Here is a 12,332-nt window from a genome sequence, read left to right on the forward strand (position 1 = left end):
AGTTACTTAGAGAGCCGATAATCCTAGCCTCTGGGAGATGTCGGGGTCGATGACAGGATACACTGTCTCACAAGGAGTCAGTAATTGCGTGCTATCGCCTCCGTTATATTGACGCTGTTGCTGTACGAATTGGGAAATATCCTCAATTTTAACAATCCATTCTCGCGCGTAACTAGCTAAAACACTGCCGCGCAAACCGAGTTGAATTGCCCGCCGATCCATTTTCGATCCATTTGGGTGATGGTCCGGGTCCCATTGCAGCCGTACAGCCGAAATTTTAACAGCTTGTTGCCATTCTTTTTCGCTTCCATACACTGCTGCAACGAAATTAGAATGGACAGCCGATGCTAAAATTTCGTCAAAAGCCGATCGCTTCAGCCAAATAGCCAGAATTACTTCTTGTCCGGGTTTTGTTCCCCATTCCGATCGATACATCATCCACAGAAAATTGGGCTTAATCCAACTCATGCGATTCAGACTAAATTCCCCACCGAAATAACCTTGTTCCGCTGCAAAAAGACCGATCGCCGGACGGTAAGCTTGGTACACTACAACGGTATTTTCGTCAAATTGTGCCAGAATGTGACGACCTGTTTGCGGCCATTTACTTGTTTGGTTTAAGTATGGTTCGGTTCGCAGATTCATTGCCACTAATTACGATCGATATTTTTCTAACGGTAAGGTACAAACTCCGTGAATTCCAATTGATACAATTATCCCACCTAAAAGCAATCCCACAGCTTCGGGAAAGTAATTAATTCTGTGAATTTACTGCGCCGTTTTAGCATTTAAGATTTCTTTTTCTGCAACAGAAGGCTCTTGGCTAAGGAGCGCGGTAGTTTTGATTACTCGCCGTTAGTGCAACCCATTCCCGTCGGTATTAAATAATAAGCACAAACTGCACTAGCTGAAAATCCGGGCAGAACAATCAAAAGCAACCGAATAAGAATTCGACTTTTCACGGCTTTATTCCCAAAAAGCCAGCAGTAAAAACCTTATACCATTTTTCAATTAAGCGCAGAGGACGCAGAGAACACAGAGCAAAAGATAAAAAAGATAGATATGAAAAAAGTAATCTACACCGAAATTGATTCAGAACTTGCAAACATTTCTCCTCTCTTCCCTTTTTTTATCTTTCTTCGCGTCCTTCGCGCCTTCGCGGTTCGTTAAAAAATCTCTTACCCCGCAGGTAGATACCAGAACTTACTTCCAAGAAACCTTCGGCAAAATCTGATTTTTATCGACGCGGTGCTGATATTTTGTGGCAAAATTCAGCAGAGAATCGAGCAGGGAATCTGAGAGGTAGTGCGGTTGCAAGCCGAGGTCTAGCAAGTTGGTGTTTTTGGCATTGAAATAATGTTCTTCTTTCTCGACTCGGGGATTTTCGATGTTGTTGATTTCTACTTTTAATCCCATTGCCGTGCCTGCTTTTTGCACCAATGAGGCTAAGTCGCCGACGCTGAATAGTTCGGTGAATTGGTTGAAGACTCGGAATTGTCCGGCTTCGGCGGGGTTGGCGATCGCCAATTCCACGCACCGCACGGTATCCCGAATGTCTAAGAAACTGCGGGTTTGTCCGCCAGTTCCGTAAACTGTCAGAGGATGACCGATCGCAGCTTGGATGCAAAATCTGTTCAATGCTGTACCGAATACTCCGTCGTAGTCCAAACGGTTGATCAACAGTTCGTCCATGCCGGTTTCATCTGTGAGCACGCCGTAGACGACGCCCTGATTTAAGTCGGTGGCTCTTAAACCCCAGATTTTGCAAGCAAAATGGATGTTGTGGGAGTCGTGGACTTTTGACAGGTGGTAGAAACTGCCTGGTTGTTTGGGATAGGGCAGTGTATCCTTGCGGCCGTTGTGTTCGATCGTGATGTAGCCTTCTTCAATATCAATATTCGGCGTGCCGTATTCGCCCATTGTCCCCAATTTCACTAGGTGACAGTCGGGGAAATCTTCGCGGATGGCGTACAGCAGGTTGAGTGTCCCGACGACGTTATTGACTTGGGTGAGGACTGCGTGTTCGCGATCGATCATTGAGAAGGGGGCAGAACGCTGTTCGCCAAAATGGACGATCGCCTCTGGTGCAAATTTTCTCATGCTTTTGCTAAGAAAATCGTAGTTGGTGATGTCACCGACGAACAAGTCGATCGACTTGCCCGTTAAATCTTGCCATCGCTGGAGTCGTTGCTGAATCGGTGCGATGGGAGTGAGGGTGTCGCTGCACAGTTCCAGATCCCAGTGCCGCCGCACGAAGCTGTCGAGGATGCCAACTTCGTAACCCTTGTTAGAAAGGTAGAGTGCGGTTGCCCAACCGCAATAGCCATCGCCACCAATAACCAGGACTTTCATAAATCAACGGTGAATCTTGCTTGCCAATACTGGGTTAATGTACCAGGTAATGGTACATTCTGAACCTTTAATCAAGCGTGTTCGCCCAGGAGGGACTCAGTTTTTTTGCATTAAACCGGAATTTCGTCGGCGAAACTGGCGCGGCGGGTGAATTCAAAGGGGCCGGCCTGGGCTCCCCAGACGTGGGCGTCTGTTTCTGGGTCGCGTCCGCGATCGTGGCTAATAAATTTGTCTTGGTCAATCTCGAATTCGCTGTCTAGATAAGTTTTTTTGCCCTTTCTAACCACGGCACAGCCTTTTCCGGGTTCGACAAACCCTTTGAAGCTGTTGCCCGTCCACTGCGTAATAAAGGTGCAGCCCGGGAGCAGTGTCAGTTGTGCTTTTTTGATTTCTTGCAGCCGTTGCGGGTCGCGGGAAGCGCCGTAGAATTGTTCTTCGTTTTCTATGGCATAATTTTCGATGTCGATTCGATCGCCCACCGGGACTAATTTTAAAACTCGGACTCGGTACGGTACATTCAGTTCAATATCGTAGGCTTGTTCTAGGTACAAGCTGAGCCCATCCAGAACTTCGACGGGCAAAGGCCTCATGCAGACGCGGATGTGGGCGAAAAAGGGCGGGTTTTCAAAGGCTTGGGCTTGGTTGCTGAAGTCGGCGGCCATCCAGCGGCCGAGGGTAATGATATCGGTGGAATGAGTCATTTCGATTTTGGATTTTGGATTTTGGATTTTAGATTGAGGGGAGTAGAAGTTATTTTAAGGGAAATTAAGACGCGATCGCTATTAGATCCCCGACTTTTTAAAGAAGTCGGGGATCTGGGTATTTAGGCGGGCTGACTTAACTTCTCTGGCGATCGGCTATAAATATTTATAGAAATGGATTGCAAAATTACCATGAAACTAGAACCAGTCGAATTTAGGACGATCCAAGCTGTGGGTTATGACGAAACAACTTCCACCTTGGAAATTCTTTTGAATAGCGACCAGACATATCGATACTTTGAAGTTCCCAAGACTGTCTGCTTGGAATTGATGGAATCTGACTCAAAAAATAGTTATATACGTTCTGAAATCATTCATTGCTACCTACGAACAAGTTAAGAAACGGCGGCGATAAATCCGGCATTAATCTAGGATTTTTGAGCTTTTAATCGTAATTTTGGCGGTCGCACTTTCCTGACTTACAACAGCGTATTCCAGGTTTGTGAAATGTAGGGACACGGCAGTGCCGTGTCCTGGGAGGGGAAGCTCACGATACGCGGGTGTACTTCATAAATGTGGAATCTGCTGTATCTCAAACCCAGTTTTTTTCGCACTTCTGCACTCGAACTCGTACTGCCAGATTTTTATTCCTGTCGCGAAGTTTCAATGATTTTATGAAATTTTTGATTGTGGCTTCAAAAAACACTCTCAATATCTGCGATCGCCACCAATACCGCTACAGGTTTTGCTTCAAATCCGGCGATCGCAGGTTCACGACCTAAGTTTCTCACATAATCTGCTAGCGAAGATTGAGTATCCGGCGATCGCTGTCGAACCGGAGATTTTTTAATTTTAGAAACAAAGTAAAACGATCGCGGATTTGCGATCGTCCCAAGGGTATGAGAATTATTGGATGGGATGTCTACTCGCGCTTAGGCTTGCTCTGACGATTTGACAGATAAGCGATCGCAAATAAAGCAAATCCAATCAATGCAAAGGAGAAAATAGTTGTCAGAGTACCCAAAGCGTATAGGGCAGGAGAAGTGACGTTGGTAGTCATTCCAAAGATTTCTAGGGGCAGGGTATTAGTGTCTCCCGACGCCAGAGAAGTGCGCGTGAATTCATCGTAGGACAAGGTAAAACTCAGGAACGCCACCCCAATCACACTAGAGGCAATCAGAGGAAAAACAATTTGCCAAAATGTGGTGGTATCGTTTGCACCCAAGTCGCGGGAAGCTTCTTCATAAGCTGGATTAAACCGCCCGAAAATCCCCAGCATAATTAAGAACGCAAACGGTATAGTCCAGGTAAGATGCGCTCCTAACGCTGAGGTATACCAGGCATTTCCTAAACCGGCTAAGTTGAACACAACCGCAATCCCTAACGAAATCAAAATACTGGGAACAATCAGGCTAGAAATGGTGAGGTAAAAAATCCAATTCGCTCCTTTAAAGCGGCTGCGAAACGCCATCCCTGACATGACGCTGGTGATGACGGTCAACACCATCACAATCAATCCCAACCAGAGCGATCGCCAGAAGGCATCGGTAAAGTTGCCTACCCGTTGTTCTTCAAATACCGATTGCATCCACATCAAGCTAAACCCTTTCATGGGAAAGGTTAAATTGCCTTCAGGGCCTTGCAGTGACAGGATAAAAACGGCTGACATCGGGCCGTACAGAAACAAAACAAACAGTCCAAAGAAGGCAGCCAGAAAGTAATAGGATAGCGGGCGTTTTTTCCCTTCCATAATTCCTCTACAGTTCTTTACGAATATCGACAACGCGCAAAATAGCAGACACCAAAATTAAGGTAACAATCAGCAGAATCACTGCATTCGCGGCCGCGAGGGGATATTGCAAACTGCCGATCTGGTTTTTAATCAAGTTTCCTACCGAGGCAACCTGTCCGCCGCCCATCAGGCGTACCGTGGCGAACTCTCCCATCACCAACGTGACGATAAAAATAGTGCCGATCGCAATTCCCGATGCCGACAGCGGCAAAATAATTTCTTGCTGAATTTGAAAGGGCGAAGCGCCTGCATCTTCAGCCGCAGAAACCAGCGCTCGATCGATTCGCATCATGCTGTTGAAAATCGGTGCCACCATAAACAGGGCATAGAGATGCACCATCGCTAATATCACCGAAAAGTCGGAGAACAGAAACATTTCAATAGGCTTATCGGTGAGGTGCAATCCCATCAATGCCTGGTTGAGCAGCCCTTCCCGTCCTAAAAATGGAATCCAGGAAATCATCCGAATAATATTCGATGTCAGGAATGGAACAGTGCAAATCAAAAACAGAATCGTTTGCCATTTTGAATTCTGTATGTGAAACGATAGAAAGTAGGCAACCGGATAACTAATCAGCAAACAAATCAACCACACAATTGCCGCAAACTTAAACGTATTGAGATAAGTTGCGACTGTGACTTTGGAGGTAAAGACCGTGATGTAATTCGCCAGCGTAAAGCCGGGAACCATCGAATATCCGTTGAAGTTCCAGAAGCTGACGGTGATAATTGCCGCGATCGGCAATACCAAAAATAGCAGCAGCACCAGCGTTTGCGGTGATACCAACAGGTAGGGTTGAAGTGCTTTCCAGTTGAACGGCTTGGCTCGACTGGGACGGACTGGCGGTGAAGATGTTGGGAGATTTTGAGTTGCTTTCATGGCTAACTCCAGGTTAGGTATAGGGTTGGTGAGAAAGCTTCTGAGAGAGCTAGAAATTGAAAGTGCTAGAAACTGAAGCTGGTTCTAATTACACCGATGAACACCGTATCGTTTCGACTATTGTGGTCGGGATTTGTAATCATTACCAGACCGGGTGTAACCGCAATATAGTCATTGATTTGATACCTATAGAATGCATCCACCATGAAAGAGGTGCTTCTATCCTCAAACAAACCAACATCGTTGCTGGTGACTTTAGAAGGCATACCCAACGTAATGCCGCCTAAGTTGCCTTCTTTAAATACATCGGGAAAAGCCAGCGCGATCGCCCAGGATTGAACGGTGGCATCGGCACCTTTCGTCACCCCCGACTTAGAAGTCGTGTTGGCCAGATAGTACCAGCCACTCAGGATAAATTTAGGACTGAAGGCATACTGTGCTTCTATTCCGTAGCCATGCGTCAGGGCGTTATCTGTTCCAAAGGGTTGAGTGGCATTTTTGCTGCCAAAGTACCCTCCTGCGGGTGCATTGATGTTGCCATCGTCGTAGGCGTTCAGGTAAGTGAAGGCAATGGCTGCCTGAGACGTGGGTCGAAATGTGACCTGAGCCAACGCACCGTAGGGGCCGTTGAACAATCCTTGTCCCTGACTGGGATTGTTGGCTGTCGGGGTTCCTGCCAAATAACCGCCGCCAATGTTGATTTTGTCGGTGAGGTTGTAGTTAAAGCCCGCCCCAGAAAGCCCGCTGGGAAAGTAAATGGGACTGCGCAGGGCAAATCCAGTCAGCACCGTATCGTAATCGCCGTCTAACGGGTGCAATGTCGGGACGAATAAATCCAGAAAGCCTATGGCTTCTAAGAAAAAGGTGCCCCGATCGCCCAACGGAAAGCGATACTCGAGCTGGTTAACTCTCAGCGAATTACCGCCGCCATCCTGAAACGCCAGATTCGCCATTCTTGTGCCAGTCGCATCGGCAAAACTCGGCGTATTGCCGGCTTGCAGTCGGATAATCAGCTTATCTTTGCCCGTGAAGCTGCTGGTCAGAATCAGACGCACCCGATCGGAGAAAGTTGTGCCATCGTCCACATCTCGCCCCGAACCATCAGCCTTTTTGTCCGCGCCAAAGGCATTTACCAAGTTGAACAAAACATACCCATTCAGTTTGGTTGTAGTCGAGAACTGATTGCTTTCTAGATTTGCAGTGCGGGCTTCCAACGTATCGACTCGCCCCCGCAGGGTTGCTAGTTCAGCGGCAAATTCTTCTTGCAGCTTTTGCAGAATTGCTAGGTCTTCTTTGTTCGCCAAGTTGGCGGTGCCAGTGGTAATCAGTTCATTCACCCGGTCTAGACAGGCGTTTAAGCCAGCGGCGAACTCGAAGCGCGTCAGGGCGCGGTTGCCTCGATAGGTTCCATCGGGATAACCAGCGATGCAACCATAGCGCTCGACCAGGGATTGCAATGCCTGAAAAGCCCAATCTGTCGGCTTGACATCTGAAAGCTGGGAAACCGATGTTACTTGACCTTTAAGGCTGTTTTCCAGCGCATAGTCCTGAATCTGTTGCTGGGAATCAGCCGTACCGTTACCCGCTGATGGCGCGGGTGAAGGAACCTCAGCGGTTTGGGCTTCGCTGTTTTGAGCCAGCAGCCCCTGCTGGGGGACGATCGGCGACTCGGCAGAGTGGGGGTTGTTGTCTGCTACCGAAAGGGGACGATCGCGCAATAATGACGCTTCAGGCAGCGATTCAGTCGCCCTCGCCACATTTGGGGAAGCAGCCGTACCGTTATCCGCTGATGGCGCGGGTGCAGAAACCTCAGCAGTTTGGGCCTCGCTGTTTTGAAGCAGCAGGCTTTGTTCTGGGACGATCGGCGACTCAGCAGACTGGGGGAGATGGTCGGGGGCGATCGACTCCACGTTATGGAGCGATGGCGATTCTGGCAGCGATTCAGTCGCCCTCGCCGCTTGTGGGGAAGCAGCCGTACCGTTCTCCGCTGATGGCGCGGGTGCAGAAACCTCAGCAGTTGGGGCCTCGCTGTTTTGAGGCAGCAGGCTTTGTTCTGGGACAATCGGCGACTCAGCAGACTGGGGGAGATGGTCGGGGGCGATCGACTCCACGTTATGGAGCGAGCGCGATTCTGGCAGCGATTCAGTCGCCCTCGCCGCTTGAGCAAACAGCAGCAGCAATCCAAAGACAATCGAACCGCGTCCCAGGACGCTTTTGAATAACACCAACATCTTCAACTCCTCACCACTATGAAACACATTTCAACGGAATAGTCGCGCAAAGCTAACTGCGAAGGCTCGGGTTTTAGGTTCTAGGTGAGCGTTGTGAAAGACTCTGCTACCGATCGTCGGCCGTGCGATCGCCTCAAAGCCCAGCACCCGAAACCTGACACACAATCCCGATCGAGCGGTTTAAGATGCGACAAACTCGTTCCACTTCTGAACCAAGTAGGTTTGCTCTTGCATCACTGAGTTCCAGCAAACGATATTGGCAAAGCGTTCCTGAAAGGAACCACCATCTCGCACTGCGCCCTTCGATTCAATCTTTTTCCCAAAGGGATCGATGATGTCTGCTGTCGCGGGCTTGCCTTCGTACCAGAAATCCCACTCCTCCGGCTTCATAAACTTGCGGGCGGTTTCTGGTGCGGCACTGTAATACCCCTGGCGAGCTAAAAAGGCTCCCATCCAACCATCCAACATCCAGTTGAGATACTCGTAGGCGGCATCCAGAGCAATACCCTGTAGGTTTTTAGAGAGTCCAATGCCACCGCCCCAGCCGCGATACCCTTCCTTGAGTGGGGCATAGACACAGTTAATTCCCCGTGCTTTCACAGCAGTCACCGCAGGCGACCACATCGATTGCAGCGCCACTTCCCCAGATGACATCAGGTTGACGGACTCATCAAAGTTTTTCCAAAAAGCCCGGAACTGCCCATCCTTCTTGAGTTCGATCAGCTTGGCTGTGACTTGATCGAGTTCTTCTTTGGTCATGTTGCCCTTGTCGCCGAACTTCATGATGCCTGCTGCTTCTAATACCATTGCCGCATCCATAATCCCGATCGACGGAATATCCAGCAGTGCTGTTTTGCCTTTGTATTTCGGATCGAGCAGTTCTGCCCAGGATTCAATTTTCTTGCCAGTCAGGTCAGGTCGGTAGCCCAAACTATCAGCATTGTATTGAAACGGAATCAACGTTGCCCAATCCGTAGGCGTGGGTGAAAACTCTTTCGAGTCCTTACTTTTGACATACATTACTTTGAAGGGAGCTGTACCCTGGGAATTGTTCACCTTCGCACCTTCGGCAAACTTACCAGTGGTGAAATAGGAAACAATTTTGTCCCAATTTTTGATTTTCTTCACCTCAAGTGCTTGCAGATTCCCGGATGGAAACACCAATGGCAAACTGAAATATTCCCCATCAAAAATGTCGTATTGCTTGGGCTGAGTAATCGCAATTTGATTGTTTTCTTCTGTGCCGAGCGCCCGCAGTTGGATTTTGAAGCCTAAATCCTTTTCGGCTTGAGCTTTAATTTCTTTACTTTGAGCGGCTCCAGTACCAATCAACCGCAGGGTGACATCTTTAATTGAATTGGTAATCACCCCTGGTGCAGTCCCGGTCGTGGCTTCTTTCTTGGGACTGCAACTTGCTGCGGCAACCATTGCTCCTGCAGCTAGTCCGGTTCTAATAACTTGACGGCGACCGATCTTTGACATAGCTATTGATCCTCACAAAACACGATAAATCTAACTAAAAAAAGTCTGCGAAGCAGCAAACAGGAAAGTCCTGGACGGACGGGTCAAGAAACCGGGTTTTTCACCGAATCTGCGGTCTGCAATGCGTCTTTTCGTCCATCAAACCCGGTTTCTAAACACTCGTGCGTAAGTCCTACAGGATTATTCATCGGGTGTGAGAAGACATCTATTGAATGCGGTTCTAATAGGGCAGAAAAACGCAATCATCTTTTGACCAACTGAGGACAACTAACTGCCCTTCGCTCAGGGAATTACGGTTCCAGTCATTCGTGCGAACTTTATAGAGCAGTTCTTGTCCGGTTGCTTCCGCCATTAACGAAACTCGCGTCACATATCCGGTCATTTCTACGGCGGTGATTCGGGCGACAATCTGGTTTCCTGACAGGGTTGATGTGACTGGAACATCCGGGTTGTAAGCTTCCACGTGGAGCAAGTCAGGACGAACCGAACAAGCGGCTTCTGTACCAACAGGGCTGGAGTATCCTCGGCAGTAAAGGACACCGAAACCCTCTACTTCTAACTGCACTACATCCAACTCACCGTCACCGATCGCATTTTTCACTTTGCCGCTGAAGATATTGTTGTCGCCCATGAACTTGGCAACAAACTGAGAGCCGGGACGATCGTACAATTCGTCTGGAGTGGCAATTTGATCCAGCCGCCCGTGGGTCATCACGACCACCATGTCAGACAGGGAAAAGGCTTCTTCAACGTGGTGTGTCACCTGAATAAAGGTCAAGCCGAATTGCTTTTGAATTTTGCGGAGTTCGGTTCGCATCCTCACCCGCAGGTTTTCATCAAGTGCGCTGAGGGGTTCATCCAGCATTAGCACTTGGGGGCGGGTGACGAGCGCTCGTGCCAGGGCAATCCGCTGTTGCTGTCCGCCGCTGAGTTGGGTCGGTTTGCGATCGGCCGTGTGGGTCAGACCAATCATTTCCAGGATCTCTCCTACCCGGACACGACGTTCTGCATCCGGCACGTTCTGCATTTTCAGACCAAATTCAATGTTTTCCCAAATGGTTTTGTGAGGAAACAGGGCGTAGCTTTGGAACATCATGGAGGTGTTGCGTTTGGCTGCTGGCAAATCGTTGACGCGCTTGTCGCCGATCAGAACATCTCCGCTGCTGATGTCTTCGTGTCCGGCAATCATTCTCAGAACGGTCGTTTTACCGCAACCGCTGGGGCCGAGAAGACAGCAGTATTTGCCTGCGGGAATATCGAGGGTGATGTTTTCAACGGCTGTCACAGAACCGTATTTTTTAGTGACAGAGCGTAGAGATACCCCAGCGGCGGCTTGCGCCAAAGCTTGTTGAATATCGGTGGCAGAAGATGGGATAATTCTATTTACTCCAACGGTTTTTCTTCCGGTGTCAATTTGCATGGTTGCTCCTGCATGAAAAGAAATGGGTGTTATGAAACTTGATGAATGAGAGTGAAGAAGATATCTGAATGCTTTAACCTAGTTGGAACTGTGCCTCACGAGGGTTTACCAACTAACCTCTGCTGGTTGGTCAATACGAGCTTGGGTGATTTCTCGTTAAGCTGAATAGTCAACTATATAGACCCAAAGAAGTTTCAAAAACGGGCATGAAAGATACAATCTGTAAACTACTGCTTTGCCAAGGGAGCTTGACCAAGTAGTCTGAAATAACTCTGACTTGTGAGATTTGGTTTGGTGAAATGCTAGATTGCGGACGATGGTTGTATACAGTACACGACTTGAAATATCAAAAAAGTGTTTATAGATACTATTGGGCGATTTCGATCGAGAGCGTGGAGACAATGAGGGCGATCGCATCAGGCTCAATGGATTTGTATAACTGATATCAAATCCGGTGGTCTTGAAATTATGTAGTGGGAACGTCCCCAATAGCGATTTGGTTAGTTTGCTGTGGACGCTCGTACTGATATCATCTAAATATATTATTCCGATACAACCTGAAATGATATGACTTCAGAGAGTTATAAATTTTAGTAAAGAATAATCGGCGATCGCTCCTTCGTCCTCAAGGCGAATAAACCTCAGATTTAGCGTTATTCTCAAGATATTGCTGATAAGCTGCCTCATCTCCTCCAAACGAGTCGATCGAAATGCGAGCACTCGGAACTGGCATTTCTAGGACTAGGTTTAGGTGCGTACTGACAATAACAGACAGCAATCAAATCGTAGTTGCTTCCTAGTGCCGCAGTTGGGTATTGTTCAACCCTGACAACTTCCCAATCTCCGACTCGGTAGTGAGTATCCCTATCGGGGAATTGCGGATCGTCGAACTATTCAATCCGGTAAAACTCGTCGGGACGATTCCCTGGTTGAGGTAGGGGTTCGTCAGAGGAATCATAATACTCGCAGAGAATATCAGTTGTTGCCCCTGTATGAGCCAACATTCTATTTTCCCAGCCTTTTGCTGACATCAATTGAGCCTTAAAAAAGATATATTTTCGCATAATTAATCTTCATCCTCGTCTTCTATATAATTGGAAAATCGAGCGATTTTAGATTTTAGATTGAAGCATCAACCAAATTACTTTTTTTCTAAAATTAAATTAGAAAATTCTAGCATCAACTTCTATGAAACAAAAAATATTTGCGCCGTCAATCCACAGATTTAATCAGAGATTTTTGGCGCAAATACTTTGTCGAAATGATACTTTTGCCAGAGATTAAATACTCTGGTTCAGACATCTAAATTAGCAAATTAGATGAGTTTGACAGCCCGCAGACCAAACATCAGCACTGTCGCCAAGCCGATCGCGCCGCCAAAAATCCCAAAATAAGTTATTGCTCCGCTAAGAGTCATTGCAATTTCTCCAAAACAATCAATAAAAAGACCTATAAGAACTATAATCTAAAATCT

At 47.7% G+C, this 12,332-nt stretch carries 11 protein-coding genes; 1 reads left to right on the plus strand and 10 read right to left on the minus strand.

The window, feature by feature from the left end; translation table 11 throughout:
- Positions 1-6: 6 nt before the first annotated feature.
- The 3 genes from QUA13_RS16065 to QUA13_RS16075 all read right to left on the minus strand — a co-directional run bounded on the left by QUA13_RS16065 (position 7) and on the right by QUA13_RS16075 (position 3,053).
- Positions 7-645, minus strand: a complete 639-nt coding sequence (locus QUA13_RS16065; RefSeq protein WP_333200005.1) for a DUF4291 domain-containing protein — start codon at positions 643-645, stop codon at positions 7-9.
- A 558-nt stretch (positions 646-1,203) separates the two neighbouring features.
- Entirely contained in the window at positions 1,204-2,352 is a 1,149-nt protein-coding gene (locus tag QUA13_RS16070) for an NAD-dependent epimerase/dehydratase family protein (RefSeq protein ID WP_333192592.1), read from the minus strand.
- A 110-nt stretch (positions 2,353-2,462) separates the two neighbouring features.
- Complete coding sequence (locus QUA13_RS16075) at positions 2,463-3,053, minus strand: chromophore lyase CpcT/CpeT (protein WP_333192594.1); 591 nt, start codon at positions 3,051-3,053, stop codon at positions 2,463-2,465.
- A gap of 192 nt (positions 3,054-3,245) precedes the next feature.
- Between QUA13_RS16075 and QUA13_RS16080 the strand changes: the two genes are divergently transcribed.
- On the plus strand, positions 3,246-3,452 hold the full coding sequence (locus QUA13_RS16080; RefSeq protein WP_333200007.1) for a KTSC domain-containing protein: 207 nt from the start codon (positions 3,246-3,248) through the stop codon (positions 3,450-3,452).
- 523 nt (positions 3,453-3,975) lie between these two features.
- Here the strand turns inward: QUA13_RS16080 and QUA13_RS16085 are convergent.
- The 7 genes from QUA13_RS16085 to petL form a co-directional block, all read right to left on the minus strand.
- Positions 3,976-4,803, minus strand: coding sequence for an ABC transporter permease (locus QUA13_RS16085; protein ID WP_190735759.1), 828 nt, complete (start codon positions 4,801-4,803; stop codon positions 3,976-3,978).
- Positions 4,804-4,810: 7 nt separating this feature from the next.
- Positions 4,811-5,725, minus strand: coding sequence for an ABC transporter permease (locus QUA13_RS16090; RefSeq protein WP_333200011.1), 915 nt, complete (start codon positions 5,723-5,725; stop codon positions 4,811-4,813).
- 65 nt (positions 5,726-5,790) lie between these two features.
- Positions 5,791-7,956 carry an iron uptake porin gene (locus tag QUA13_RS16095; RefSeq protein WP_333200012.1) on the minus strand — a complete coding sequence of 722 codons (2,166 nt, stop codon included), beginning with the start codon at positions 7,954-7,956 and terminating at the stop codon, positions 5,791-5,793.
- Between the two features lie 180 nt (positions 7,957-8,136).
- Positions 8,137-9,438, minus strand: a complete 1,302-nt coding sequence (locus tag QUA13_RS16100) for an extracellular solute-binding protein (protein WP_333200014.1) — start codon at positions 9,436-9,438, stop codon at positions 8,137-8,139.
- A gap of 220 nt (positions 9,439-9,658) precedes the next feature.
- Positions 9,659-10,858 (minus strand): ABC transporter ATP-binding protein, encoded by a 1,200-nt coding sequence (locus tag QUA13_RS16105; protein WP_333200016.1) that lies wholly within the window; start codon positions 10,856-10,858, stop codon positions 9,659-9,661.
- 890 nt (positions 10,859-11,748) lie between these two features.
- The gene (locus QUA13_RS16110) at positions 11,749-11,922 is read right to left on the minus strand and encodes a hypothetical protein (RefSeq protein ID WP_333200018.1); all 174 of its coding nucleotides are present in this window, start codon (positions 11,920-11,922) and stop codon (positions 11,749-11,751) included.
- Positions 11,923-12,173: 251 nt separating this feature from the next.
- A complete protein-coding gene (gene petL / locus QUA13_RS16115; RefSeq protein WP_015175161.1) occupies positions 12,174-12,275 on the minus strand; it encodes a cytochrome b6-f complex subunit PetL in 102 nt (33 codons plus the stop codon).
- Positions 12,276-12,332 lie beyond the last annotated feature (57 nt).

Origin of the sequence: Microcoleus sp. S28C3 (assembly GCF_036700785.1) — a bacterium.
GTDB classification, from domain to species: domain Bacteria; phylum Cyanobacteriota; class Cyanobacteriia; order Cyanobacteriales; family Microcoleaceae; genus Microcoleus; species Microcoleus asticus.

Bases quoted from the DNA above. Each gene is read 5' to 3' on its own strand.
- QUA13_RS16065 (WP_333200005.1), bottom strand. From the start codon at position 645: ATGAATCTGCGAACCGAACCATACTTAAACCAAACAAGTAAATGGCCG.
- QUA13_RS16070 (WP_333192592.1), bottom strand. From the start codon at position 2,352: ATGAAAGTCCTGGTTATTGGTGGCGATGGCTATTGCGGTTGGGCAACC.
- QUA13_RS16075 (WP_333192594.1), bottom strand. From the start codon at position 3,053: ATGACTCATTCCACCGATATCATTACCCTCGGCCGCTGGATGGCCGCC.
- QUA13_RS16080 (WP_333200007.1), top strand. From the start codon at position 3,246: ATGAAACTAGAACCAGTCGAATTTAGGACGATCCAAGCTGTGGGTTAT.
- QUA13_RS16085 (WP_190735759.1), bottom strand. From the start codon at position 4,803: ATGGAAGGGAAAAAACGCCCGCTATCCTATTACTTTCTGGCTGCCTTC.
- QUA13_RS16090 (WP_333200011.1), bottom strand. From the start codon at position 5,725: ATGAAAGCAACTCAAAATCTCCCAACATCTTCACCGCCAGTCCGTCCC.
- QUA13_RS16095 (WP_333200012.1), bottom strand. From the start codon at position 7,956: ATGTTGGTGTTATTCAAAAGCGTCCTGGGACGCGGTTCGATTGTCTTT.
- QUA13_RS16100 (WP_333200014.1), bottom strand. From the start codon at position 9,438: ATGTCAAAGATCGGTCGCCGTCAAGTTATTAGAACCGGACTAGCTGCA.
- QUA13_RS16105 (WP_333200016.1), bottom strand. From the start codon at position 10,858: ATGCAAATTGACACCGGAAGAAAAACCGTTGGAGTAAATAGAATTATC.
- QUA13_RS16110 (WP_333200018.1), bottom strand. From the start codon at position 11,922: ATGCGAAAATATATCTTTTTTAAGGCTCAATTGATGTCAGCAAAAGGC.
- petL (WP_015175161.1), bottom strand. From the start codon at position 12,275: ATGACTCTTAGCGGAGCAATAACTTATTTTGGGATTTTTGGCGGCGCG.